Origin of the sequence: Microcoleus sp. AS-A8, assembly GCA_039962225.1 — a bacterium.
Classification (GTDB): Bacteria; Cyanobacteriota; Cyanobacteriia; order Cyanobacteriales; family Coleofasciculaceae; genus Allocoleopsis.
This window is the reverse complement of the sequence record JAMPKV010000005.1, coordinates 62483-89191: the sequence shown is the minus strand read 5'-3', so window position 1 is coordinate 89191 and position 26709 is coordinate 62483. Positions and strand designations below refer to the sequence as shown.

The window sequence follows — 26709 nt, the reverse complement described above, 5'->3', positions numbered from 1 at the left end:
CTGAAAAATATGGTCAGCAGCAACGCCCCTAATAATAATACCTTGTTAGGCTCACAGATAGCACTGCTTGGAGCAAGTGAGATAGTTGCCTGTCTGGAGTTACTGGGTCTAAAACGTTGAATCCGCAAGCTTAGTATTTCTAGACAAAACTATCTTGCTGCATGACTTATCCGAGTCAGGAACGTGTCTTGATCTTGATGTCTCCAGCCAAATGATCTCTTAAGTTTATTCAACCCTTTGGCTTGGATTATTTTTATTTGGTCACAATTTAATACAGCCCTTATCTTTACAGTTTCTTAACATAATTCCTTAACCCTAGAATAGACAAACTCTCGCTCTCATAAGCAATAGAGTTGGTTTATCTTCTTCTACAGAAACAACTGAACATAAACTTTTAGAAAAGTCTTGGTTGGTTTCTAGACAATTAGAGGGCAATCATGGCACTCTTAGGGTTGAGAGTAGTTGGAGAGATTCTCTCTAAAGCATTACTAAAGTAACCATCTTCATTTCGTTCCAAAAATTTCCGAGTTGAGTGACGCTTGTTTTTCGCGAGGTTGATTCAGGGTAAGGAAAACCTCTTAGAAGGATTATGGCTGCTTTGAATAAACGTATGAATCTATCCATTTATCAACTCCTAAAGTGTTAAAAGCTGAGCGTAATTCTGTAAATTTTTTACTCTAAACCTTTGCCAAAGACCGCTTGTATATTTGGTTCTGTCAAAATCTATGTCTTGGGAGAGATGAAATTTATAACTTTTATAATAGGCTGGAAATTGGGGTTCTCAAGTCAAGTTTCTACAATGTTTTTTTCGTTTTCTATAGCCATTTTAGCCAGTCTAATCGGTGCCTATCTATTTTTTATAATTGTCGTTTCAACAAGGTTATTTCAATCATTTTGGGCATCTATTGAAGATGAAGATTAAACCCGAATGTATCTAATAGGTCTTTCATAGAAGCAGAGGTTGGAGCAGTTGAAGGATCTGCTGATTAATAGCGTTCAGGTGGAAACGTTCACTAGCCGTACCCCGTGCTTGGTGCGCTACTATGGCTGTAGCCTCGGGTTGCTGACGACAGTTGGTAATTACGTCTGCTAGTAGAGTTGAATCTCCTGGGGGTACTAGCCAACCCGTATGTCCATGTTCTACTAATTCGACTACACCTCCCGCTTTTGCCGCTACCACAGGGCATCCGCAGAGCATCGCTTCAACAACGACTCGCCCAAAAGGTTCAGGTGCAATTGAAGTATGGGCGACTAAATCACAGGCACTCATCAATTGCACAATGTCGGAACGAAATCCTAAAAATCGAATTCGTTTTTTAAGTCCTAATTCTGCAACTTGTTGGTGTAACGATTGGGCATAATCCTGCTCACCAAATAGTGCTTCTCCGACAAAGATAGCTGTTATGTCTTCAGGGCAGTGAGTCAAGGCTTCGATTAAGAGATGCTGTCCCTTCCACGGCGACAAACGGCTAAAGTGACCTACAATAAATTGTCCATCGAGTCCCAGTTCCTGTCTTAGGGTTCTGCGCTGAGATTCATCCGCTCGATAGAACTCCGGATTGAAGCCATTGTAGACCACGGCTGTGAGAGGCGATCGCCCCCCAGCTTCCACAAACGCGGCTTGACTGGCTTGAGAATTGGCAATGACTAAGGACGCTTGGGTGTTAGCCAACGTCACTGCGATCGCACGATTGGTTTGGCTAAAGTGGTCTAACGATAAAATATCATGCAGGTGATAGACCAGCGGACGACGGCTAAAAAAGCTAGCTAGGGCACCGACAACCAACGCTTTTTGGGTATTGGCGTAGATCAGATCGTAGTCACGAGCTTTTTGAGCAACCTTAGCGATTAAAGGCAGTAGGGAACTAATACTGCTTAAACCCTGCATCAAGCTGCTTTCTTTGCGAACTTGGATGGACTCAGTGGTGAGAACCTCAACTGGAATTTGCTGCTGTTCTAGGAGTTCTCTAAACGAGCCATCTGCAAATAAGCCGACGAGACAGGTGTCTCGGTAAGGCTTGGCAATGTCTATCAGGCATAGTTCTGCACCGCCTGGTTTGCCGCTTTGATCTAAGAATAGAATTTTCATGGCTCTATCACAACTAATCATGTAATCGCTGCGCTTGAATTTTTTAAAATATTTTACATTAAAATTTAAATCAATTTATATGACTTATAATCAGAGCCTAACAATCAAAATTCTGGCTCCCCTCTAGAACTCGTTTTGTTACCTAGAAGTGAAGTAGCTGAGTAGATGTTCATACCAGGTCTGTATACTGCTCAGTAGAAAATTAATTTTTATTTTGAGACAAAACACTAGCAAAGGCTGGATAGAAATAGTAGTATCTGCTTTGGCTGCTTGTTACAAAAAGTGATTGTGGAGGAACATCAGCCGTTGCCCTAGTTGCCTATTTCAGTGAAATATATAGGCAAAAGCGGTTGCTTTCAATGAGTCAATCATTTGATATTTGAGGAAAGCAAAGATGAGAAAACAAATTCAGCGGATTATTTTAGCAACTGTCGCCCTAGTTTTGACTGTGACCTGTACAAAATCTCCAGCAGGAACGTTAACGGCTCCCTATACTAACCCCGAACAGTTTACCAGTGTTCCGTTTGGCTCTCATTCTCACTGGCTACAGCCTTGGCGTGCTTACTTGGAAACAGTTCCTGCTATTACATTTCTCGATGGCATTGGTATCAATGGGTTGGGAAGCAGTTCGGCTAACCAAGAATTGATTGCACAAATGCTTGCTAAGAATGGTATTCGTCGAGTGCGTCTTGAAATTAGCTGGAATCACCTCGATTTTGACGACGAAACAAAAATAGTCACCTCTAGTGCGGCTAATTTTCGTACCCAACTTCTAGCTCTAAAAAAATACAAAATACGTCCTCTCATTCTGGTGAATTCACATCATGGTCAGCCTTGTCCTACTAAGTTGGTCGAGCGTCCCCTAGCAGCGGATGCTCGTGCCGGCGATAGTACTGTTCAGTTAAATGATACCAGTGGACTCAAAGCTGGCTATAGCGGTCTTTCTTATCTGGATAACGACAAGGCTGCTGGATGGATATTTACAAAAATTAGCGGCAACACTCTCACGCTTTCTAAGCCTCTACCAAAAGATATAAAGGCAGGAACCAACGTTATCATCGCCACGCTCAAATACCGCCCTTTTTCCCCACCTGACACCGAAGACTATAAGACGACAATCACAGCATGGCAGAATTATGTGGGTACGGTAGCCAAGTTTGTCGCTGAGGTTTTAGGAACGACGCAAGCATCAGACAAAGGCTTTGACATAGAGATTTGGAACGAACTCTCATTCGGATCTTACTTCCTTTTCGTCAATAGTTACTATGAGCCAAAGCTTTATGAGTATGACGAAAACAGTATTTTTGGCGACTTAATTAAAGAAACAGCCGCCTATGCAGAGGCTCATCCCGATGACTTTCGGGGCGTACAGTTGACTGATGGCATTGCTAACACAATTCCCTGGCCTGCATCGAGTACAACTCCAATACGAGTTGCTGCTATTAGTAAGCATCCTTATGCTACAAATCGGCAAGATTACCCGGAAGATGATAAAGGAAGTAGACGAATTAATGCACTCTATCAAGAAGATAAATCGGGATTCATTCCAACATACTCAGCAGTATTTCCGGAGTACTTTGCTACAGCCATACAGACTGAGACAATTGTTCGCGAGATGGGGCCGATTACATCAGACATTCAAGGAGTTAAACACGGACGCTTTGCAAGAGAAACCAATGGCAAAGTTGTTCCGACTCCCGTGTGGATTACGGAAGTTAACATGAATCCAGTGGAGATCGATTCTAACGTCACGGCGGAACGTGCACTTCAAATCAAGGCAAAATCAGCGGCTCGTTATTACTGTTTCTTTTTAAACAAAGGAGTTACCCAACTCTACCTGTACAGTACGGGGGGAGAAGATAAAGCGCTAGCCATTGTTAAAGAGAATTTCCTCAAGTATGCCGAGCAACCGAACGCCACTTACCCAACTGACGATACGTCCTACACCTCCCCAACACTTGCCACACTCAATCGCATCGTTACCCTAATGAGCCAGCAAGTTGACTCCAATCTAAAAGATACCCGTCAGTTGCAAGTTATTTCGCTCAGCGATACTCACGATCACTACCAGTTTAAAGGTAGAGGTACTGCCGAACACCCCAATCTCTATAATCGCGACGTGTTTGCCTTCCTTCCGTTTCAAGTCAACCCCAAGCGGTTCGTCATCCCCTATTACGTGATGACTCGCGATATCATGAAGGACTTGCGGCCGGAAGAATTTACGCTGCAAATCAAAGGACTTGTTGGTGAGGGTGCGTCTATCAGTGCCTACGATCCCATCAATGATAGAGATGTCCCTGTTGTGATTAACAGCAAAGGTGCAGATAGTCTCACGCTCACTCTAACGGCTACGGATTATCCTTATCTGCTTACGGTTCAGGAAAGTTTTTAAAAGGAGAGAAGAAAGGGGTAAAGGGAAAAGGAAAAAACTTTATCTTTCTCCTGTGCCAATTCCCAATTGACCGTATTGTTGAGCGTCTCGTAATAAGTTTGCGAGATCGGGACTATCTGGTTGAGGTGATCGCTGCGGATCAAATAGTCCTCGTAGGGCATAACTGATGAGTCCTGGGTATTCTTTTAGGTAAAGAAAGGCTTTTCCTCTCTTGCCGTAAAAGAAAGAGGGTATGCCACTTGTACGGGGAATCACGGTAAAACCATTAGCGCGGTATACCAGTAGCGATCGCAACATATGCGGCGAGTCCGTAATTAACAGAATTCGCCGAATCCCTCGCGCTTGTAGGATGGCTGATGTGAAAATGGCATTTTCCCAGGTGGTTAACGAGCAAGTTTCACCATCTAGCGAACGCTGAGGAATGCCTGTTTTTTCCAGTTGCTCAACCATTCTGTCAGCATCACCCCTACCGCTAGCAAAAATTAGCGGTGCTCGTTTAGCTTGCCATAGTTCGGCAGCCAGATCGAGTCGTTGTCTCTCAAGTAAGGGGCCTCGCCCCAATATGACAATTGCCTCGGTTTGTGTGCCCGGATCAGGTGGAAGAAATACAACGAGTCCTTTAACTGCTAAAAAGACAACCAATAGTGGTAGAGTTGCTGTGCCAACAAACAACAAGGCAATTACTTTTGGACTCTTGAACCAACGTCTCCATCGCGTATTGTAAATAACCCAGCCAAGACCGAGGAAAGCTAAGAGAATTAGAACTATTAGCAGAGGTTTGTTGAGCCATTCAAACCTCAACCAATCGATGAAAAAAGGATGTTCGGGAATTGGGCGATCGCACAAAGATGAATCAAACATTGATTCGGGTGCAAGATGTGGGTTTAATTTTTCACGATGTCACCCTCTAAGATAGCTTAACTTTCTTAATCATCCTACTGAGCAATTCTCAGTGGCTTACAGCACAAGGGTTTGCACTCGATATATCTAGTGCCTACGAACGACTTGTATTGCATTCAATCGAGAACCGCTATAAACATCTTGGCTTATGCTAATAAAACTTGTCGAATCTGCTGAGTGATGTTCTGCCAATCGAAATGTGCAACTGCGTACTCGCGGCAGGCGGTTCGAGACGGCATTAATATTTTTCCAGTCAGCGCCGCTTCTAATCGTTCTGCAATATCTGTTACCTCAGAAGAAGCAGTAATTAAATCGGGAGAGAAATTGGCGATGACTTCCGGCATTCCCCCAACTGGCGTACACAGTGCTGGAGTTCCGGACGCTAAGGATTCCACGATGGCTAAGCCAAATCCTTCTAACGATTGGCTGGGCATTATCGTTAGGTCAGCGGCTTGGTAAGCTATGGGTAACTGGTCATCTGGTAAAAAACCGAGAAATTTGACATGGTCGTTCAGTCCTAATTCCGTAGCTTGCTGTTCCAGGGAATCCCTTAACGGGCCTTTTCCCGCGATCGCAAGCCAAATATCGGGAATCTTTGGCTTGATTTTAGATAAAACAATCAGCAATTTGTCAAGTCCCATGCGATTAACTAAGCGACGGGGAGTAAATAAAATAACGCGATCTTGAGGCCAGCTAAGCTGGGTACGGGCTTCTTGACGTGATAAGTTGGAGTGAAACCGATTTAGAGCTACGCCACCGGGAATAATGTGGATTTTGTTCCAAGGAACTTGATAGTTTTGATGCAAAATAGTGCCAAATGCTTTGCTTAGGACGATGAAGCGATCGCAACGACGATAAACGTATTTTTCAACTAACGATTGCTTAATCAAAACACTCAACTTACTTGCCGCTTCTTGCTGACTTTCTAATGCCCAAGGCCCGTGAAAGGTAAAAGTAATTGGGACGTTTTTGGGTAATATATCCATCAGAGGAAAACTATACAGGGCGAAATGCAAGTTAATGGCATCGGGGTGTTGCATTTGCCTCTGCAAAAAATTGCGCCGAGTAGACCAAAGACGCTGCAAAATTGGACGTTCTGGTGCAGCGAGGTTAGTGAGTTGGGTGAGAGATTCCGGTTGAGTTTCCGGTAAACCAACACCACACAATTCAACTCGATCTTGACCCGCTACCAGCTGACGAGTTAGGTCGTAAACATATCTTTCCACTCCCCCAGGCGACTGGGGAAACCATCCGAGTCCTACAAATAGAAGAGAGGTAGATGCGGCAGCAGGGTCACTCATGAAAATTTCCTCTTCTTATAAAGATTACCTATAAATTTCATCTCGCTATTAATGTTTCTCTCCCTCTCCCCTTCTGCTACTTCCTATTTTTATCTCGAACGGCTTTCTCAATCGTTTGGGCAAAGCGTTGGGCTAATGATGAATTTGTGTAATTTTGTAGGACAATAGGTCTGCTTTGCCCGACCAATTGCGAGCGCAATGAAGAATTGATAATTAGTTGCTTCAATTTTTCGGCTAAAGCGTCTGGCTGTCCTTCTGGAAAGGTTAAACCTCCACCCGTAGCCTGAAGCAAATACGGAATTTCACCTGAATCTGAGCCTACTACGGGAGTGCCACAAGCGATCGCTTCAATAATCACTCGACCGAACTGTTCTTTCCAATTGGGACGGGTTTCTGAAGGCAAGACTAGCACGTCGAATGCTGAAAGATAGAGGGGGGCTTCAACATGAGGAACGTAGCCCAGTCGGTTAATTCGATCTTGTAGCTGGAGATTTTGCGCGATCGCCTCAAACTCCGCTTCGTAAGAGCCAGATCCTACGACAATCAACCGCCAGGAAAGATTTTCGAGTTGCTTCAAAGCATACAGGAGCGTTTTAAGCCCCTTTTCCGCTGAAATTCGCCCTAGGTAACCTATAAGGATTTCTTTCTCGCTCCTGCGTAAATTATCGGCAACTTTCTGTGCTTGGGGATGAGGAAAATAAACCTCTGGGTCAATCCCCAAGGGTAAGACGGTTGTCATTTCTTTGCAACCCTTCTTGTGCAAAACCTGCTCTACGCTTTGGGATACGGGAAACGCAAACTGGCTGCTGTGAAATATTGCTTGCTCGGTCTGCCGAAACGGTGGAGGATAGGACTTGAGAATATTTTGTGCTGAATAGAAACCAATCGGTCTACGCAAACTCAGACGATTCGCCAAGTAGACTTGCGCTGTAGCAGCAGCATAGGGTTCGTGATGAACGTAGATGGCATCTGGCTCAAATTCTCTCAACAGTGGTATAAAAATTGAGCGATAAAGGTGGAGGGGAATATTACCAGATTTCCAGACCGGGATATTCACTAGTTGACCTCGATACTCATGCCAACGTTCAGCAACGATTTGGCTGCCATACTCGTTTTCCCAATTGGAAGGCGTGACAATTATCAGTTCCCAACCTGTGTCCCGTTCCACTTCAGCATAAAATTGCTGGTTGATTGGAGTAACGCAGGGATGGCTAACGATCAAAAGTCTCATTGAGCCAGCTCCATTGCTCGAAGACATTAACTCGAAGACATTAATTTGAATCAGGGTATAAGGAGACTCAAGCCGCTGGGCTTGCTTGTGGATTTTGTTTAACACCAGTTCCTAACTCCAAAAGCTGCCGACTAACGTCGAGCCAAGTGGTGTGCAGAACGCTCTGACGAGCCGCCGCCGCCATCGCCTGACGGGTTTCGGGAACTAGTGCTGTATGCAAAGTACCCGCGATTTCGTCCACGCTGCGAGGGTCTTGTAAAATTAGACCATTTTTTCCGTGTTCGATTAAATCGGAAGACCCTGCAAAGCGGGATGTGATGACTGGTAACCCGCTAGCCAGCGCTTCACCGATGACCAGTGCCCAGCCTTCGTAGGTTGAGGGCATGACGAACAAATCGGCGGCTTGATAGCAGGGAGCGACAGGGCGATGTCCTAAAAAACGCACCTGTTTCTTTAAACCTAAGCTCTCGATTTGGGGGAGATAGGGTTCCGGGTTACCTCGTCCCACAACGATTAACTGCACGTCAGAGCGTCCCAATTGCGCGATCGCATCGAGCAGGACGGCAAGACCCTTGCGGTTAAACTCGTTAGCCACCAATAGCAGCACGGGAGTCGAGTCATCTACACCCCAACTCGCCCGTTCTTGAGCGCGGACATCCGGGTTAGGCTGGAATGTTTCCAAGTCTACCCCCCAAGGAACGGCGTGAATGCGATCGGGATCGACGCCGTAAGACTTAATCGCTTCCTCGCGCACGGCACGAGAACAGGCATGAAACAAGCCTTTGTGGGTTCGAGCTTGCTGCTGTTCCATTGCGATCGTTGCCCGATGAAAGGGATAGACGCGCTTGGCTATCCCCCGTACAGACCAAGCACCTTCTTCCGCTACAGAAACGTTAAGCCAAGCTGCATGTACTGTATGAAACGTTAGCAGGTCGAATGCGAGCGTGCTGGTTCCCTGACCGTGAATCAAGTCATAGTTTCCACGCTCTAGAAGGCATGTTGTCTCTTTGGGCAGAGTTAAAGTCCGCAACCACATCGGTTTTGCCGGAGCGTTGACTTTTACAAAGTTAAATCGGTCTTCGTAAACAGCATCCCAGTCGGTAGCAAATATAGTCACCTCATGCCCTAGCGAGCGGTAGCCCAAGGCGAGCTGAACCGTAACTCGCTCGATACCCCCCAACTGATTAAAACTACCTACAGTAAGTGCGATATGCATAAAAATTCCTCAGAAGTTTTGCTGCCTAGACGGAAATTATTGATTGAGATTCATTGGTAAAGACTCTGTGTGTGGGGCTGTACGTTGCTGTTGATAATATTTATGCCCTGCAAACGAAATACCGATGAAACTCCAAAACAGTACGCCTTGGATGCCAGCAAATACATTATTAAAAATCAGCATCCCAAATGAAGCGAAACTAATAGCGGTGGTTGCGATTAAAAACGGATCGGATTTTATTTTAAGGCATTGCGGTAGTTTTAATAAGATTAGAATAAGTCCGCCAAAGTAGGGAATACCTCCTAACCATCCCATTTGCAAAATTACATCCAGGAACGCACTATCTAATCCAGGCAGTCCCAATCCATTGCCCAAATACTGATAGGGAGCTGCACTTAGCGCTCTATTATAACTTGCAGTTCTTTCTTGAAAGCTAACATCTTCCTGAACGTTCGTGATGCTTTGCACGCGGGAGGTGATGACTGTAGAAAATGGCTCCACAGCTGTTAGGGGAAAGGCACAAATTCCCACAGCTAAAACCGTAACGATTAAGCGCATTTGGAGTTTCGCTTTTAGAGAAGAGCTGAAGATTAAAAATCCTAAAATCCAGCCTCCCCAAGCTGCACGTACTAGCGTTAGAAGTAACGATATAAAGCCAAATCCTGCACCAAAAATCCGCAAAATTCCTTGGTCAGCTAATACTAAAATCAGACCAGCCACCATCATTTGCGCGAAGGGTGCGGCTGAATTCATGGTGCTAAAGACGCGCATTCCCAAGGGTTCGGGGCGTCCGAAGGAAAAATTTCCTCCAGCCACGTTGGCCAACCAGAATCTATCCCATTCCAGTGGCATTAGGTATTGTACTAGGCCGTAAACGCCCAAGATTAAAACAGCCCAACGGAAAACACGCTGAATGTTTTGGCGGTATTCGGGATAATGTTGCCAATTGGCAAAGATGTGGAAGCTGAAGAGGATAGGCGTTGCCCAGTCGAGCGCTCTCAAGATGACGTTGCTGAGGGTGTAAGTCAAATTGTCCGCTGCAATTACGTTAATAATGGTGTGATCGAGACCGTACCTGCTGTTAATCACTCCAATGAGAACGGCATAGACTACACCCGTTAACGATAAAACAAAGGGTAGACCCCCTATGCGGTACGACTTGGGAAGGTATCGCAGCAAGGTAGCAACAGTTACTATAGTTGCCAAAAAAGGTGCCAGCAGTACTGGACTCGGCTCGACCCAACCACTGCGAACGTCGATGATGCGGCGAACCCACGCCGTTAGGAACCACAGCCACCAAACGAAACCTAGATAGAGGATAGGGTACCGTCGATACAAGATTACACCGACAGCGAAAGCTCCTAATGGAAAAAGTAGGCGCATGATGCTGCCAGCACCTGCCAGACTTCCCAGCAATGTAATAACAGCGAGCGCTAGTATTGCTGTCCAAGCCGGAGCGGGTTGCAGACTCAGGCGAAAGCTTCCGAGGGGGGAGCGTCTTGAAGGTGTCTTGGTGTAACTCATTGAGCGCTTCTATAGGCAGAGGATTTCCTTGAGAAAGGGGCTGAATTGCGATCGCCCTGTCGCCAAGTTTGCCACCCCTGCCAGCGTCCGCGCCAAACGGCGAGTAACTTCTGTCCTGCCAACGCTCCTTCACGAGGGAGAAAGCGCAACCATTGAACGAAACCTGGCGTACTGCGCGTTCCGACCAATATCGCCCATAGGAGAAACACGGCACGTTGTACGGGGGACAAGTAGTCTAGCAAGATTAAGGTTTCATTGTGTACGGCATTGATGATGGCGACTTGATTAAACTTGTATCGCTGATCGTCATCGAAACGCTGTGCTGGGAAGTGATCGATGCCCACTTTTGGGTCGTAGATCAGCGTCCAACCGACTCGCTTCACGGTCAGACAAAATGCCATATCGTTGTGTGCCTGAGCACCTACGCCATGCAAGCGCTCGTCAAAGCGGATATTGGCGATCGCACTTTTGCGGAAGCTCATGTTCGCCCCCTTGAAGATTTCCACCTCACGCGGTTCACCAACGCCTAAATGATGGTCGCCGATGGTGCGTCCGAACCACTGTACCCGTCCCACAACCTCACGCGCACCATTTTCCAGTTCGGTACCGTGATACACCCAGTCCCGTCCACCGACACCGCCCACACGGCTATCTGCTAGGAAGTGCGCTTCGATGCGTTCTAGCCAATCGGTATGAGGTGCGGCATCATCGTCGGTAATGGCAACAATATCGCCCAGGGCGGCATCCAGACCGGTATTAAGGGCTGCAACTTGCCCCGGAACGCTCACGGCTACGGTACGCAGGCACAAGGAATCGAAGTTTAGCGATTTGAGGAGCGTCCATGTTTCCGTATCGCTATCGCGAACGACCAACAATACCTCATCAGCGGGTCGAGTTTGTTTTTGAAGTGCCTCCAAGCAACGCCCCAAGTCTTGTGGGCGGCGGTAAGTGGGGACAAGGACGGTAACGGTCATTTTTTACTCAGCTCCTCAAATATATCGACATAGGTTTGTGCCATACTCGTCCAGCTATGCTGCTCCGCTACGCTTCGGGCAGCTGTACCCATACGCTTTCTCAGTTCGGGGTCATGAACAAGGGTACTGAGTGTCTTGGCCAGAGCGTCAATGTCTTCTGAGTCAGACAAGACTATTCCGCAGTCCGGTGTCACGATTTCAGCCGCTCCCGTCATTACCGTAGTAATTACAGGTAAACCGGAAGCCATCGCTTCAATGACAACCAAGCCATATGGTTCGTAACGCGACGGGAAGACAAAGAAATCCACCGCCCGCATGACCTCTGAAACAGGAAGTTGGGGTTCTAAGAAATGGATTCGCGTATCTAAGCCGAGTTCTGTAGCTAGCTGAGGATAAGAGCTATCTTCAGCAGCCATGATAGCCAGCTGCAATTCGGGAGTTCGGGTCATAGCACGGAGGACGCTATCCAAGTTCTTGCGATTGATGCGGATGTCGCCCACAAACAGTGCGAGTGGAACTTGCTCGGGCAAATCGTATTTTTGGCGATCGCTATACCCTGGTGAAAACTCCTGCAAATCGACACCACACCAAAGAACTCGGAGTTTCTCCTCCGGGACATGGATATCTAACAATTCCTTCTTGACTTGGTGAGAAACTGCTACGACAACTTGCGCTTGATGAAAGGCATTTTTTTCCCAACGCGCATTCAGAGCCGTGTAGAGCCACTGATAAGCACCGTAAAAATCTCGACGTACTCGCGATGTATGTAAGGGTGAGCGCAACCAAGCGCTATGCACGAATGGTACTAAGATTAAGTCCCCCTGCGCCCAGGTGATGCCGCCATTAGCCATGACTACATCCACAGTGGGGCGGTGTTGGCGCAACCAGTTGGCACTGCGCCAAGCAAATGCAACGCCGCTTAGTAGTTGCGTCGGCACTCCTTTGACTGGAATAAAAATCCAGTTGACTTGGCTGTTTTGCTCAAGTTCTGGGGCTACTCGATTTGCTACCAAGGTTACCGGGTGACCGCGACGCAACGCTTCCCAGGCAATCTCGTAATTGACCCTGCCCTGACCATTACGTTTAATGACATTTTCCGTAACAATACAGAGCTTCATAAGTCACTATCCTGCAAAATCAAACTAGAACCTTGATTAGAGTTCGGGGGAATGCTTTTCATCGGGAAACCCTCCTCTGAGAGAGTGCTTCTTGATAGAAAGAAAGGTTTTCCCGAGCGATGCGCGTCCAACTGTATCGTTGTGCGGTAGCATGAGCGTTGCGCCGCAGCTGCTCCAAGTATTGGCGATCGCCGATTAACCGCTCTAACGCTTGTTCGATCGCTGCACTGTCCCGAACAGCAATTGTGATCGCGTCGTATCCATTCCGCACGATTTCCATCGGTCCTGGTGTCTTTGTGGTCACGGGAGCTAGACCGCAAGCCATTGCTTCGATCAGCGCCAAGCCAAATCCTTCGGCAAGGGTGGGAAAGATTTTGATGTGATGTCCCCGCAGCAATGTAGGCAAGCTTTCGTGGGTGTAGTGCGGGATGACTAGAACGCGATCGCGCACAGCAGGGTTGAAGTCTGCATAGACTTGTGATTCCGGGCAACCCGTTCCCAATAAGCTCACCTTGACTTGGGGATAGCGATCGAGAATTGCGTTCAAGGCCGGTACGCTATAAGAAATGCCTTTTCTGGGGATATACGTTCCCACTTGAGCAATACCAATCGTTGCATCCTTGGCTTCTGGCGTTGGATCGAACGGAAGATTCAGAAAGACTTCCGGCATTCCATTGGCCACAAGGCGTGTTTGTTCAGGCTTGACTCCCAACTGTTCGACAGCATAATCTAAGTCGCGGTGATTGAGAAATAAGGCCAAGTCAGCACCGCGCAGAGAAGTCGCCACTTCCCACAGCCGGAAGCCTCCGTGATAGATTGGGTATTTCCAGCTCAAGCGCAAGCTTCCCCGTTGTGCTTCTTCTAGGGTTTCGATATGAACGATGTGTTCGAGTCCATGACTGCGCGTGACGAGGCAGGGAAGCTTTTGGGTTGACTTGCTAAACAGCTTTGCCCATACCCAAGCATCGCCACTAGAGGCATCTACTACATCGAGGGCTTGCTGTTTAGCAAGAGCTGAAATGTGGAATGCTGTAAATTCAGGAAATATAATCGACTTAGCTAACCCGGACAATCGACGCGGGAGATTCGTATCGTAGGTATAATACTGCACGTCGTGTCCTAGCTTTTTATATTCCTCACCCAGCCGCCACGTAACGCCGGAAATTCCAGCGTTGGTGTCGAGATGGTGGTGAACTGTAAGCAGGATTTTCATAAGTTTACTTCAATACAGCCGTCTATCGACTACCGATCACAACGAAGAGCGAAAATCTATTTACCCTAACCCCTGACTCCTGACTCCTGACACCCTATTTTCAAGCTAGATATCTCTTTAAAAATTGACTCTAGAGTCTGAAAATTTGAGCGTGAACTAAACTTGCGTTCGGCAATGAGCCGTCCTTTTTCCCCCATTTCACGACCTAAATCGGGGTTCTCCATGAGGTCTCGAATTCTACAAGCGAGTTCCTGGCGATCGCCAGGTTGAATTAAAAAACCCGTCTTTTTGTGACTGACAACCTCCGTAATTTGCACCAAGTTCGTCGCAATGACGGGCAACCCTGCTGCCATTGCTTCCATATAAGCAATGCCGAGTGCATCGGCATAGGTTGGCATCACGAACACATCAGCTTGGTGGTAGAGTTCTAACCATTCAGGAGTGTAAGCCTTAATATTGCTATGAATATGAACGTTAGGATGCTGGCAGTCAATTGCTGTTGGCGTAACCAAATGAAGTTCAGCGTCCTCGGAAAACGATTTCAAAAAAACATCTAAAACATCTTCTCCTCCCTTGCGTTTAAAATCAGCTCCCACAAACAAGATTTTATAAGGCTTATTAAGCGATTTTTCTTGATGGCTCGGAGGCGTAATTGCATCTACATTGACACTAAACGGAATAACTTTTACCTTGTTCTCATTGATTTTGTAGTCTTTAATAACCGACTGACGCGCCCATTCTGAAACAGTTATCACTTGCGCTGCTGTTTCAAAAACTCGTTTTTCCAACCTTAAAATTGGGGTATAAGTCCATCTAAAATCGGGATGACTCCGTTCTTTTGCTGCCTGAAGTATTGTCATGTCAATGCTGACGACAGTTGGTAATTTCTTCAGCCAATCAACTGAAAGTAAGGCATGAAGCTGAGTGTGAATGTGCAGCGCCGAGTATTGAGCTTGATGTAACTTGCGATCGGCTAGCCGCCTCGCCGCATAAGCATATCCCAGTTCGAGGCGAGAACGGCTAAAATCCAGATTGTGTTTTCTGACCCATTGATTGGGAAAGGGTAAGCTAAGGAGTTTGATTAAAACTCTTGTAGGAAGCTCCAGCTCGTCACTACACCAATAAAAGTCCACTTTACAAGATGAACTTTTACTGAAATAACCCCTGATTAAATTGCCATAAGTGCGATGCCCCATGTTGTTTTCGATGAGGGAGAGAACGCGAGTAGGGCTATCCATTTAAACTATCCCTGTGCAAGTAGAAATCAATCAATCTTAAGCATCGGAACGCAGGACGGTGTCGGGAGTCTCCGCGTTTTTGTATCCTCGGCCTGATAGAGCCGTGTATATTATCCGCAAGAGCCATTCTGAGCCATCCAGTAAAAAAATGCGACCAGCTGACCGAATAACTCGGAAGGTGGGACTTGTTTTAATAGCTTCTCCCAGCAGCTTCAGAGTGACGGGCATATCCCCCGCTTCTAGTATTGAGTCAGCAATTTCCAGCGTGTGGTACGCGCAATTCTGCCTCGCCATCTTGTAAACTTTGTCCGCGATTTCTTCGGGTAGGTATTTGTGGAAAATATCTACAGCCTCGCGAAGTTGTTGAAAGTATCTACCGTCCCGCACGGTCTTGTTCGTAATAGACTTGGAATGCTTGCGATATAGGGCTAACGGCTCTGCTTCATATGCCATCGGGTAGTAAGTAAAAATTCTGACCCACATTTCCCAGTCACTACAAATGGGTAAGCGGTTGTCAAACCCGCCGAGTTTTTCGTATATGTCACGCCGCACTACAATTGATGGGGTTTGGATGCGGATAAATCCAGCTAGATGCTCCAACCAGCTTCTTGGCAGAACCCCACTTTCCGGCTGTTCTAATACGGATATAGATTGCCAATGACCGTTTTCATCCGTAATGATGTGGCGACAAAAAGCAGCGCCAATCTCTGGGTGGTCGCTAAATAGGCGCTGCATTTTTGGATAGAATCCCTCGCGCACGCAATCATCAGCATGCAATACGTGGATTAAGCGTCCCCGAGCGAGTTGCAAGCAGGTTTGAAAATTTTTCGTTAACCCTACATTCTCTGGCTGTCGATAGAATTCAACCCGCTCGCCTCCTACTTCTTTGACAACCGCTTCTAGGTCTTCGTGAGGGTAGCGATCGTCAACAACAGCAATTTGCATGATATCGGAACCCGGAGCTTGAGCGAGTAAAGTCGCGAGGGTCTCGCGGAGATATTTCCCAGGATTGTAAGCGGGAATCATGACAGACCATAGGGGACGAGATACATCATCGGGAACGGGTGGAATAGTAGCGCGATGGGCATGTTGTTCGCTCATGACGGTGATGCTGCCTTCCTAAACTTTTCAAAAACTACTCATTAGCCAATTAAAATGCTGGCTAAAAGCTGGTCTAATTCTTCTGTAACACTGCCCCTGATGCATGATAAATCGCTGGTAAATTCGGTATCTTGTTTACCAACTTAAAGATACCTTCGATGCTAACTGACTGGACCCACTTCGTGCTGCATTTGATGATATTTCCAGAGCTTACCACCTCGAGCAAGTAACTCTTGATACCCTCCCTGCTCTAAAATTCGCCCCTGTTCGAGTACAACAACTTTATCTGCCTTAGCGATTGTTGAGAGTCGATGGGCGATCGCAATCACCGTGCGACCCACAGAAAGCTTCTCCAATGACTCTTGAATTAAGCGTTCGGATACAGAATCTAAAGCACTGGTTGCCTCATCCAAAATCAAAATCTCTGGGTCGCGCAGCAGAGCACGAGCGATCGCAAGACGCTGGCGTTGACCCCCCGATAAGCGAACACCTCTGTCTCCGAGTTGGGTTTCTAACCCTTCAGGCATTTCTTGAATGAATTCGAGTGCATTGGCTAATCGAGCGGCTTCTAAAATTGCTTCTTCTGTGGCCTCTTCTGAACCATAGGCAATATTATTTCTCACAGAAGTGTTAAAAATAAACGTATCTTGACTCACCACAGCCATCTTCCGGCGCAGCGAGTTTATGTCATACTCTCGCAAATCGACCCCATCAATAAGAACTTGACCTTCCGTTGGGTCGTAAAATCGCGGGATGAGGTCAGCCAACGTTGATTTACCAGCACCGGACGATCCGACCAATGCTGTCATTCTGCCCCGTGCGAAGATGAGCCTGATATCGTGCAGGACAAGATTAGCAGGTTCGTAACCAAAATCTACAGATACTAGTTCAATTGAGCGCTTTAATCCTAAAAACTTAGTCGAGCCATTTTTAAAATACGGCTTATTGTCCGTTCTCAGCAGCTCCTTAATGTTGTCTGCTGACCCGTGCAGGGTACTTAGATGTGCCATCACATTATTCACATCCTGTAGTTGTGGCACTAAACGGAACAGAACAAAGAAAAATGTGAGCAACGAAGCGACCTGTAGCATTCCATTTTGGACAAAAACCGTAAACGCAACAATAATCATCCCAACAAGCACGGTAGTTGCTAAACTCTCTGCAAGAGGTTTCACGATCGCCCAAGCCATTACGGTTTTTGTATTCGCCTTGACTATGTTAGAACTTGCGTTATAAAACCGCCTGCGCTCGAAGTCTTGAGTCGCAAACGCCTGAACGGTACGAATCCCATTAATCAATTCAATTGCCGTTGAGGTAAACGCACCACTGGCTTTCGATACGTCAAAACTTGCCTCTCGCACGCGAGCGTTCAGGGCCGATAGACCAACTACTAAAAGAGAAAATAGCAGAATTGAAAGTAGGGTAAGCTGCCACGACAGCAGTAACATTGAGAGAAAGTAGACGCCTGCTGTCAAACCTCTGGTAAGTATGAATGCGAACCCTCCAAATGCTTGGTGCATTCTCTCAATTTCAGTAGTCAGAGTATTGATTAGCTCGCCCGAACGCGTCTTGGAAAAGAAACTTAAACTGACAGACTGAAGCTGTTCAAAAATCTGTTTGCGAAGGCGATCGAGCAGATTTAATTGAGTTAGATCGGTATAAATAGCGGCTAGGTAGTTAAAGACAGCCCGAGTCCAGGTGGTTAGTAAAATTAAAGCCGATATTCGGAAGAGTCGGCTGGTGGCAGATGTATTGACTCCCAGAACCCAAATATCAAACCAGCCAATCCCTGTCTGAATAGGTTTGGCATTAGGACTCGTTAAGCTTTGCAGGAAGGAAAGAAGAAAACCAATACCAACCCCTTCAAAGGTTACAGCTAGAAACGTGAACAAGAGGGCTAAGATGGCTATTCTGGGAAAGTGTTTGAACTCTCGTAGGACTAGGTAGTTGTCCTTCCAGAACTTTGTAGCCTTCAGCAGACTGCGAATTGGCCTGGGAAGTTTGAGATGCATGGGAATTTTCGTCAGATTAGTCGTGGACGGCAGACCAGCCGATATGACTCAGGGAGGCCAAAACGTTGGCTCAAGCTTTCTACCTTAGACATCGGCTTATGAATTGAGCAATAGCAGTCCTACAGCGGAAATCAACTACTTTTACCATGTAAATTATTCCAATGTCTTGGGGGAGTACTAAGCTGCAACTACCTCTGACTTTGAATTCGGCTGAGTCTCTTTAGAACCTTGTTAACTCTATTTCATCATGTTAAGAAGGGTTAAGTTAAAAGAGTAGAGACTAGCCAAAGGAAGTGGGTTAGTTGAAGTAAACCCTTTGTAACAAATTGCTAAGCCAACGGCTGAAAATTTGAGACTAGCATTCAAACAATTTACCAGGACTTACGCGAGAATTCTACAGGCAGAGTGTTTGTTCTCTAATTGCGAGTATCATGCCACACTGCCGCGATCACGAATTCTTGCTGTATATCAATATGAGAATGAGAGCATTATAGTGTGCTATCAGGAGGTCTAGGCCGTTTATGAAGGGTAGATCTTAACGAACCTCGGCTCAGCCTCGTCACTGTTTCATTTTTGATTAGGCTTCAGCAACAAATTCACTAGACGCTCGTCCCCAATCGAGTACATTCATCGGTTGTTGAGCTTTTGAACCCGGTTGCACGACCTCAGATAACGCTAGAGGACGTACTCCGAGGAAACTCATTTCACCGCGCAGTACATTCAATAATTGCGGTATTTTATCAAGGCGATATTTACGTATCCAGCGTTCTATTGGTCTAGGTCGAGAGTTAGGATGATGAGGAGCTATGTCCAACTTGAGAGCCTTAAAAAGTTTGCCACGTAAGCCAATGTGCCAGCTAAAAGCAAAAAGGTTCTTGGGTGAATAGGCATACATTAAGGCCATCAACCCCAGCATCACTGGGCTTAATCCGAGCAGTAACACAAAAGCTGCTATCCAATCAAGGACTCGGATCACGCTCCCAGCCAAGGAATTTCGCTTTTTGGGTAGCTTTTTGGCAATAGTTCCCTGTAAAAGAAATGCTGGCTTCTTGGCTTGCTCACAAGCTTCAGCCCAGTGCTTCAGAGCGGCCTCTCCCATCATAGGATCTAAGCGAACGAGTCGCACGGGAGACTTTTTTAAGCACTCTACAAGCCGTTGTTTACTAGAGACTGAAGGGAGATGGAGCTGTTGAAAATTTTGACAAGGCTGAACTAATAGTTGTCCTTGTCTCCATTGAAGCTTGCACTGAGTTAATGGATGCTCTAGGTGCTGTTCAGGCAATTTTAATCGTTGGCGTTGAAGCCCAAAACTTATTGTACTCACTAGTCCTCCGAATAAAGTGATAGCCCTTGCATTATTATCTAAGAGTAAGATATTAACAAGAAATAGCTAGAGAAGAAAACTTATCTTCATGATTTCTTTAAAAAACGTTTACAGGTTTTTTAAAGAAACTGGCGGACGTAAAAACCATGTAGTATACTATACAGGAACCAAAGTTGTGAAGTGTTATAATCTCATTTTGACTTTCGTCACAACGCTAACGGCCAGGTCAATTAATCCATCTGAGGAGTTGAGCTTTGGCAGTTGTCGGTTCAAGTTCCTATCCAATTTCCAGTCTGGTTGAATCGCTAATAACGTGCTGACCTACAGGTTCATTCACATGTGATCGTGCATCGTCAAACGAAAAACCCCTCCCGCACGATCAAGACTTTCGGAGGGTTCTGTAGGTAAAATAGGCAAGCATTAACATAATTTAGACTAGTAGAAGCGTTTCTTTTGTTTCCTGAGAACCTTGAGAACCCGATCAAGCAACTAATGCAGATTTCTCTTGTTTTTTACCTAACAGGTATAGCGACTTGATGTTCCTGAGATGACTTTTTTCATTAATCGATCTTAAGGTTCAAGGACTGTTTTGGTTCTCACTACAATGCAACTGTTGGGTGCACTCTTATGAAAATCGCTTTAGTTCACGATTATTTAACGCAACCAGGTGGGGCAGAGCGTGTATTTGAACTGCTTTGTAAGCGCTACCCCAATGCCGACATCTTTACATCTATACACGATCCAAAACTGCCTCTTGACTTTGGGGAGCGTAAGATTCGTACAACTGGATTGCAAAATCTTCCTGAAGCCATTAAATATAAATATTTCCGGCTTTTGGCTCCCTTATATTTTCAAGCTTTTCGCTCCTTTAATTTGGAAAATTACGATCTGATTATTAGCAGTAGCACCAGCTTTGCTAAGGCGGTGAAAAAAAGGCCAGGAGCTATACACATTTGCTTTTGCCACAATGTCACTCGCTTTTTATGGGATACCGACACTTATCTGCGAGAATATGCTACATATCGCAAAATGTATCCATTTCTTAAACCCGTTTTTAAAGCTCTCAAGAAGTTAGACCTTGAATATGCTCAAGAACCCGACTATTACATAGCAAACTCTAGCATTGTCGCTCGTCGAATCCAAAGGTATTATAAAAAACCAGCACAGGTTATTAACTACCCCATTGATAGTAGTAAATTCATTTTTTCAGAAGAGAAAGATGATTTTTATTTCGCCTCGGCCCGTCTAATTAGTTATAAGAGAATTGATGTAATTGTTGAAGCTTTTAATTGGTTAGGATGGCCTTTATTAATTTCAGGGAATGGCCCAGAACGGGAGCGCTTAGAAGGCAGAGCCTTGAAAAACATTAAATTTTTAGGACATGTGCCCGACTCCAAGCGAAGTATTTTGATGGCTAGAGCTCGATCTGTGATCGTGGCGGCATTAGAAGACTATGGCTTAGTCCCAGTAGAGGCTAATGCCAGTGGCACACCGGTGATTGCCTATGGTGCGGGTGGAGTACTCGATACTCAAATACCCGGTAAGACAGGAGTCTTTTTCTCTCGGCAAACACCGGAATCCATTCAAGCAGCATTGCTTGAAGCCAGTAAAATTAATTGGGACTATAGAGAAATTCGGGAACATGCCCTCAGTCAGTTTTCAGAAGAAGTATTCTTTAATAAAGTGGAGCAGGTCATTGAAGATATCTGCCGCTCACATCGCTCGTACAGTTTACTCCATTAGGCTGTTTCTCCCTAGGAGATGGTAGAAATGACTCAAAGCAATCTCAACACAGTGCCTGAAACAGATCCAGGGTATGGACAGCTTTTTTCTATATTAATCCGGCGACGGCTTTGGTTACTCGGTATATTGTGCCTTGCTTTGGGTATTGCTACCGCCAAAGCTTTTACGACTAAGTCAACCTATGTAAGCTCTCTCCAACTGCTAGTAGAACCCAATTATCAAAGCAAAAAACAAGACGGGCAAGAGGGAGCAGATAAGCAGATTGTCGATCCCAACATTGAGGTAGACAGTGCGACTCAGCTTAACCTAATGCAGGGTTCACAGCTTCTGCAAAAAGCCGTAGACTTACTGCGCCCTGATTACCCAGATCTGACAATCAAGGAGCTTAAAAAAACCTTAAGCGTGTTTCAGGTTGAGGGTAGTGAGGATGATAGCAAAACCAAGATTTTTGAAGCTACTTATACCGCTAACGATCCAGTTAAAACGCAAAAAGTTCTCCAGGCAGTACAGCGAGTTTATTTAGATTACAACCGAGAGCAACAGAGAGTACGTTTAGCCAAAGGTCTTGCTTTTATTGATGAGCAATTACCCAAAGCTCGTTTAAGCGTTACTCAGTCTGAGGCCGCGTTAGAAAAGTTTCGCAAAACTCAGAATCTGATTGAGCCAGACACACAAACGAAAGCTCTGGCAGATGCTCTGAACGCTATTCAAGACGAACGCCGGAAAAACCAGGCTCAATATCGGGAGCTTCAGGCTAACTACAACACCCTACAGCAGCAGGTTGCCCGTTCTCCAAAAGATGCTCTCGTCTCCTCACGTTTGAGCCAGTCTACTCGTTACCAATCATTACTCAACGAGATTCAAAAAACAGACTTGGCGCTTGCCGAGCAGCGAAAACGCTTCACCGATGACAACCCAACAATTCAAAAGCTCTTGTTTCAGCGTCAGCAGCAGCTTGCTCTACTAGAGGAAGAAGGGCAGCGTACTGTTGGGGAGGATTCTTCTCAACTCAAGGGAGAAAACCTTCTTAGTGAAGGACAACTAGGTGAGACGGACGTGGGCCTCACAAACAAGCTTCTTGAGCTACAGAGTAGTATCCGGGGACTCATGGCACGCGAACAGACGCTAGCCGAGAAAGAGCAGCAACTCCGTGTAGAGCTGCAACGCTTTCCCAGTGTGCTAGCCGATTACAATCGTCTCCAACCCGAAATAAAACTGAAGCGCGAAACCCTCGATCAGTTAGAGAAAGCAAGACAAGAATTGAGTTTAGAAATTGCCAGGGGAGGATTTGATTGGCAAGTTGTTGAGCAACCTCTACTAGGAGAGAAAACGGGTCCGAAAAAAGGACAAATAATTTTACTGGGTGCGGTAGCTGGGGTAATGTTGGGTGGAATTGCCGCCTTTATCCGTGAAACAATGGATGATGCGGTTCGCAATTCTGATGAGTTAAAACAGCAAGTTGCCTTACCTGTGTTGGGTATGACTCCAGAGTTGCCAAAAGTGAAAAAAAGCGAACCGAGGTTGCTTCTGCCTTTCGGTAAGTCCCAAGCTTTAGAACCTGTCGGGAATCAACCCATCATCAAATTGCCTTTTGGCAAGCCAAAAGTGCTAGCACCTTGGACGATTGAAGTCCTCCATTGGTCACCGTCTTGGCAATCCCTAGACCTGATTTATAAAAACATTCAACTTCTGAATTCTGTTTCGACGCTCCGCTCTCTGATGGTCACATCAGCCGTCGCGGGCGAAGGAAAATCAACCCTGGCTTTGGGTTTAGCCATTAGTGCAGCTCGTTTACATCAGCGAGTACTGCTGATTGATGCCGATTTACGCAATCCAACGCTACACGAAAAACTCAATCTTCCTAATGATTATGGGCTCTCAAGCCTACTCTCCAGTGATGCTCCTCGCCCGATCCAGGCGAGTCTTCATTCTTCAAGTGCGTACATTGATGTCATCACCTCTGGGCCAATCCCAGCCGATCCAGCCAACCTGTTGAGTTCCCCACGCATGGGAGAATTGATGGCAGCGTTTGAGCAGACCTATGACTTGGTACTGGTCGATGCTCCTCCAGTTCTGGGTTTAGTGGATTCGATTTTAACCGCATCCTATTGCCGGGGTGTGGTGCTGGTTGCACGCATGGGGCAAATCACCCGAAGCGAACTCACACAGGCTACAGCTATGTTGAGTAAGTTGAACCTGATTGGAGTTGTGGCGAATGGGGATAATAGTTCCCAGAACAGCTATGCATCCAAGTCAGCTCGTGGGGCAAACAAAGAGGATTGGAAAACCCAAAGAACTGCTCAACTCGTCTCTGGCTCACCGATTCAGTATGAGGGAAACCCTAAAAATGCTGAACCTGTGAATTTAGAAAAATAATCGGAACCACTGTGTAAAGCTTCATCAACATCTTTATCCCATCCAGAAATGGTGTCTTATGTTCCTAACCAAGAGGCTTGTATCAGCAAGTCTGTTTCATCATTGGATGTGATATGACGGGTGAGAATTTACCAAGGGAGAGGATATCCGACTCAGTTAATCTCCCTTGGCCAGTGATTCTTTGCCCCCTGAGTAAGGGGCTATAATTTACCTTTTTGTACCCTCACGCTGCGCTAGAACGGGTACGAAGTCTGTCAATAGTCACGGCGATAATAATCACAAGACCCTTGACCACTAACTGCCAGAAAAAGGACACGTTCATCAGGGTTAATCCATTGTTGAGTAGGGCGATAATTAAGGCACCGAGGAGAGTCCCCCAAATAGTTCCAATGCCACCCGTGAAGCTTGTTCCTCCTAAAATTACAGCAGCGATCGCATCGAGTTCATAGCCTTGCCCCAACATACCCGTCGCACTGTAGAGGCGCGACGCACTCATAATTCCCCCTAAACCGGAAAGCAACCCACTGACGCCATAGACAAATAACAGCACCTGGCTTACTTTAATTCCTGTTAGTCGTGCCGCCCGGATATTACCGCCCACGGCGTAAATATGCCTCCCCAGTACTGTCCGTCTTAAGACAAACCAACTGGCTACGACGGCCAACAATGCAATTACAACTAGCCACGGAATTGGGCCGAAATAATTGTTACCTATCCAAGCAAAATTTAGATTTCGATTAATAACTGTAGTGCCATTGGCAACTAAATAAGCAACACCTCGTAAAGCCGTGTAAGAACCGAGTGTCACGATGAAAGGAGGTAAACCCAAATAGGCAATCAGCGCTCCGTTCAGTAATCCCAAACACACTCCCGCTAGTAGGGCAGCCGGGACGGCGAACAAACCCGCACCTGGAATTAACGAGACAAGCACTCCGACTACTGCCGTCACGCCTAAAATTGACCCGACTGAAAGGTCAATTCCTCCCGTCAAAATCACAAATGTCATCCCAGTAGCCAGCACAATATTGATGGAGGCTTGCCGAATGACATTAATCAGATTCCCTGGAGAAAGAAAGCTGGGCGAAACAAGGGAAAAAACGATACAGATGACAAGCAAAATCGGTAGGATACCGGCAACTTGGATGAAATTTCTCCAAGCTTGACGTTTACTTGCTCTCTGGCGATCGCTTGTTCCATTTCTGGTGGTTCTTACTTCTGTTTGACTCATGATTTTACTACCTCTCTTGCCCCTGTGGCATAAGCCATAATGTTCTCTTGCGTAATGGCTTCCCCGGTTGAGCCGCCTACTTCACCCACCAGGCTTCCCGCACGCATGACTAATACGCGATCGCTCATTCCCACAATTTCCGGCAGCTCGCTGGAAATCATTAAAATGGCGACACCGTTTGCTGCTAGCTCGCTAATAATTCGATAAATTTCGCTTTTTGCACCAATGTCTACCCCTCGTGTTGGTTCATCTAGTAAAAGTACCTTCGGGTTAATCGCTAACCAACGTGCTAGCAATAACTTCTGTTGATTTCCCCCAGATAAATCCATTGCCCTGATGCTTGGACTGGCAAGACGAATCCCCAAGTTATTAACGGCGTCAGCCACAATTCTAAAAAGTGATTTCGAGTTGATAATGCCAGCTTTTGCCTCTCGACCAAGGACATTCATGGTGATATTTTCACCAGAACTAATCTCTAGAAATAGACCTAGATGCTTCCGATCTTCTGGTACATAGGCAATTCCCGCTTTAATTGCATCATCGGGTGTCGAGATATTTAGTGAACGACCTTCCAGTTTGATTTCACCGCTAGCCTTTCGGTCAGCACCAAAAATAAGACGAGCAATTTCAGTTCTACCTGCGCCAACCAAGCCCGCTAAACCAACAATTTCGCCAGCATGAAGTTGAAAACTTGCAGATTTTACCTTGCGCCCATCACTTAAATGCGTTACCTCAAGGACAACTGGACCAGGAGTTGTTTGACGCTTATGTTCGTACAAATCCTGTAAAGGACGACCCACCATCATTTCCACGAGGCGAGCGGCAGAAATTTCACTTTTTTCCAGAGAGCCAATGTACCCACCATCTCGGATCACACTAACGCGATCGGCAAGGGCATAAATCTCTTCCATCCGATGGCTAATGTAAATAATCGCAATACCCTCATTCCGTAAGCGGCGAACAACCTCGAAAAGCTTCTCTGTCTCGCGGTCTGAAAGCGCTGCTGTTGGCTCATCCATTACTAGGATGCGGCTCTTATCTTTGAGCGCCCTAGCTATTTCAACTTGCTGTTGTTCTGCAATTGAAAGGCTGGAAACCAAGTCTCCTGCATCAAAACTCGCGTCAAGGTTTTCCAGTACCTCCGCCGCCTTACGTCGCATTCCGTCTGGGTCAATTAGGGTACCTCCTTTCCTAATTTCGCTACCCATAAAAATGTTTTCAGCAACCGTGAGATTGGGAGCAAGATTAAGCTCTTGATAGATAATAGCTATACCCAATTCTCTAGCTTGACCAGGGTCTGTCATCCTAACCGTTTGACCGTCAATTTTGATGGCACCTGCATCGGCTATGTAGGCTCCAGCCAAAATTTTCATCAGCGTACTCTTGCCTGCACCATTTTCACCCATGAGGGCGTGAACTTCCCCTGGGTAAATAGTTAGATTGACATCATGCAAGGCTGTGAAACCGTGAAAGGTTTTTGTAATCCCTTGCATTTCGAGTACAGGTTTAGTTTTTATTGAAGGTTGAGTGCTACTTGCCATCAGAAATCCCTGTAATTGTAAGGTTTATGTAGTACCAATTTTTTTGATGATGCTATAGATTAGATCCCCCCTAGCGCCCCTCACTAAAGCTCTGCTTAAAAAGGGAAGAATAAATGGAGGATTTAAAGTCCCTCTTTTTAAGGAAAATTTAGGGGAATCTCCTAAGTGTTGCATTGGTTTATAAAATT

At 46.0% G+C, this 26709-nt stretch carries 18 protein-coding genes; 3 read left to right on the top strand and 15 right to left on the bottom strand.

All coding sequences use genetic code 11. From position 1 onward, the window contains the following. Positions 1–946: 946 nt before the first annotated feature. Positions 947–2089, bottom strand: coding sequence for a glycosyltransferase family 4 protein (locus NDI48_09540; protein MEP0831450.1), 1143 nt, complete (start codon positions 2087–2089; stop codon positions 947–949). Between the two features lie 394 nt (positions 2090–2483). Between NDI48_09540 and NDI48_09535 the strand changes: the two genes are divergently transcribed. Further along, entirely contained in the window at positions 2484–4481 is a 1998-nt protein-coding gene (locus NDI48_09535) for a hypothetical protein (protein ID MEP0831449.1), read from the top strand. 39 nt (positions 4482–4520) lie between these two features. Here the strand turns inward: NDI48_09535 and NDI48_09530 are convergent, their stop codons facing one another. The 12 genes from NDI48_09530 to NDI48_09475 form a co-directional block, all read right to left on the bottom strand. Further along, positions 4521–5342, bottom strand: a complete 822-nt coding sequence (locus tag NDI48_09530) for a YdcF family protein (GenBank protein ID MEP0831448.1) — start codon at positions 5340–5342, stop codon at positions 4521–4523. Between the two features lie 185 nt (positions 5343–5527). Next, on the bottom strand, positions 5528–6682 hold the full coding sequence (locus NDI48_09525) for a glycosyltransferase family 4 protein (GenBank protein ID MEP0831447.1): 1155 nt from the start codon (positions 6680–6682) through the stop codon (positions 5528–5530). A gap of 76 nt (positions 6683–6758) precedes the next feature. Further along, complete coding sequence (locus tag NDI48_09520; GenBank protein ID MEP0831446.1) at positions 6759–8018, bottom strand: glycosyltransferase family 4 protein; 1260 nt, start codon at positions 8016–8018, stop codon at positions 6759–6761. Continuing rightward, positions 7981–9129 carry a glycosyltransferase family 4 protein gene (locus NDI48_09515; GenBank protein ID MEP0831445.1) on the bottom strand — a complete coding sequence of 383 codons (1149 nt, stop codon included), beginning with the start codon at positions 9127–9129 and terminating at the stop codon, positions 7981–7983. The genes NDI48_09520 and NDI48_09515 overlap by 38 nt, the downstream gene beginning before the upstream one ends. A 36-nt stretch (positions 9130–9165) precedes the next feature. Further along, positions 9166–10653: an O-antigen ligase domain-containing protein gene (locus NDI48_09510; GenBank protein ID MEP0831444.1), complete on the bottom strand. Its 1488-nt coding sequence runs from the start codon at positions 10651–10653 to the stop codon at positions 9166–9168. Next, positions 10650–11627 (bottom strand): glycosyltransferase family 2 protein, encoded by a 978-nt coding sequence (locus NDI48_09505; protein ID MEP0831443.1) that lies wholly within the window; start codon positions 11625–11627, stop codon positions 10650–10652. Before NDI48_09505 ends, NDI48_09510 begins: the two co-directional genes overlap by 4 nt. Beyond that, positions 11624–12745, bottom strand: coding sequence for a glycosyltransferase family 4 protein (locus NDI48_09500; GenBank protein MEP0831442.1), 1122 nt, complete (start codon positions 12743–12745; stop codon positions 11624–11626). The genes NDI48_09505 and NDI48_09500 overlap by 4 nt, the downstream gene beginning before the upstream one ends. Before the next feature lie 58 nt (positions 12746–12803). Beyond that, on the bottom strand, positions 12804–13958 hold the full coding sequence (locus NDI48_09495; GenBank protein ID MEP0831441.1) for a glycosyltransferase family 4 protein: 1155 nt from the start codon (positions 13956–13958) through the stop codon (positions 12804–12806). A gap of 65 nt (positions 13959–14023) precedes the next feature. After that, on the bottom strand, positions 14024–15196 hold the full coding sequence (locus tag NDI48_09490) for a glycosyltransferase family 4 protein (protein ID MEP0831440.1): 1173 nt from the start codon (positions 15194–15196) through the stop codon (positions 14024–14026). A 36-nt stretch (positions 15197–15232) separates the two neighbouring features. Then, positions 15233–16297, bottom strand: a complete 1065-nt coding sequence (locus tag NDI48_09485) for a glycosyltransferase (protein ID MEP0831439.1) — start codon at positions 16295–16297, stop codon at positions 15233–15235. 161 nt (positions 16298–16458) lie between these two features. After that, the gene (locus NDI48_09480) at positions 16459–18309 is read right to left on the bottom strand and encodes an ABC transporter ATP-binding protein/permease (GenBank protein ID MEP0831438.1); all 1851 of its coding nucleotides are present in this window, start codon (positions 18307–18309) and stop codon (positions 16459–16461) included. 577 nt (positions 18310–18886) lie between these two features. Continuing rightward, on the bottom strand, positions 18887–19633 hold the full coding sequence (locus tag NDI48_09475; protein MEP0831437.1) for a sugar transferase: 747 nt from the start codon (positions 19631–19633) through the stop codon (positions 18887–18889). Between the two features lie 627 nt (positions 19634–20260). Between NDI48_09475 and NDI48_09470 the strand changes: the two genes are divergently transcribed. Continuing rightward, on the top strand, positions 20261–21376 hold the full coding sequence (locus tag NDI48_09470; protein ID MEP0831436.1) for a glycosyltransferase: 1116 nt from the start codon (positions 20261–20263) through the stop codon (positions 21374–21376). A 27-nt stretch (positions 21377–21403) separates the two neighbouring features. Then, positions 21404–23752, top strand: a complete 2349-nt coding sequence (locus NDI48_09465) for a polysaccharide biosynthesis tyrosine autokinase (protein ID MEP0831435.1) — start codon at positions 21404–21406, stop codon at positions 23750–23752. A gap of 223 nt (positions 23753–23975) precedes the next feature. Here the strand turns inward: NDI48_09465 and NDI48_09460 are convergent, their stop codons facing one another. Continuing rightward, entirely contained in the window at positions 23976–24980 is a 1005-nt protein-coding gene (locus NDI48_09460; protein ID MEP0831434.1) for a ribose ABC transporter permease, read from the bottom strand. Further along, a complete protein-coding gene (locus NDI48_09455; protein MEP0831433.1) occupies positions 24977–26521 on the bottom strand; it encodes a sugar ABC transporter ATP-binding protein in 1545 nt (514 codons plus the stop codon). Before NDI48_09455 ends, NDI48_09460 begins: the two co-directional genes overlap by 4 nt. Positions 26522–26709 lie beyond the last annotated feature (188 nt).

Bases quoted from the DNA above. Each gene is read 5' to 3' on its own strand.
- NDI48_09540 (MEP0831450.1), bottom strand. From the start codon at position 2,089: ATGAAAATTCTATTCTTAGATCAAAGCGGCAAACCAGGCGGTGCAGAA.
- NDI48_09535 (MEP0831449.1), top strand. From the start codon at position 2,484: ATGAGAAAACAAATTCAGCGGATTATTTTAGCAACTGTCGCCCTAGTT.
- NDI48_09530 (MEP0831448.1), bottom strand. From the start codon at position 5,342: ATGTTTGATTCATCTTTGTGCGATCGCCCAATTCCCGAACATCCTTTT.
- NDI48_09525 (MEP0831447.1), bottom strand. From the start codon at position 6,682: ATGAGTGACCCTGCTGCCGCATCTACCTCTCTTCTATTTGTAGGACTC.
- NDI48_09515 (MEP0831445.1), bottom strand. From the start codon at position 9,129: ATGCATATCGCACTTACTGTAGGTAGTTTTAATCAGTTGGGGGGTATC.
- NDI48_09510 (MEP0831444.1), bottom strand. From the start codon at position 10,653: ATGAGTTACACCAAGACACCTTCAAGACGCTCCCCCCTCGGAAGCTTT.
- NDI48_09505 (MEP0831443.1), bottom strand. From the start codon at position 11,627: ATGACCGTTACCGTCCTTGTCCCCACTTACCGCCGCCCACAAGACTTG.
- NDI48_09500 (MEP0831442.1), bottom strand. From the start codon at position 12,745: ATGAAGCTCTGTATTGTTACGGAAAATGTCATTAAACGTAATGGTCAG.
- NDI48_09495 (MEP0831441.1), bottom strand. From the start codon at position 13,958: ATGAAAATCCTGCTTACAGTTCACCACCATCTCGACACCAACGCTGGA.
- NDI48_09490 (MEP0831440.1), bottom strand. From the start codon at position 15,196: ATGGATAGCCCTACTCGCGTTCTCTCCCTCATCGAAAACAACATGGGG.
- NDI48_09485 (MEP0831439.1), bottom strand. From the start codon at position 16,297: ATGAGCGAACAACATGCCCATCGCGCTACTATTCCACCCGTTCCCGAT.
- NDI48_09480 (MEP0831438.1), bottom strand. From the start codon at position 18,309: ATGCATCTCAAACTTCCCAGGCCAATTCGCAGTCTGCTGAAGGCTACA.
- NDI48_09470 (MEP0831436.1), top strand. From the start codon at position 20,261: ATGAAAATCGCTTTAGTTCACGATTATTTAACGCAACCAGGTGGGGCA.
- NDI48_09465 (MEP0831435.1), top strand. From the start codon at position 21,404: ATGACTCAAAGCAATCTCAACACAGTGCCTGAAACAGATCCAGGGTAT.
- NDI48_09460 (MEP0831434.1), bottom strand. From the start codon at position 24,980: ATGAGTCAAACAGAAGTAAGAACCACCAGAAATGGAACAAGCGATCGC.
- NDI48_09455 (MEP0831433.1), bottom strand. From the start codon at position 26,521: ATGGCAAGTAGCACTCAACCTTCAATAAAAACTAAACCTGTACTCGAA.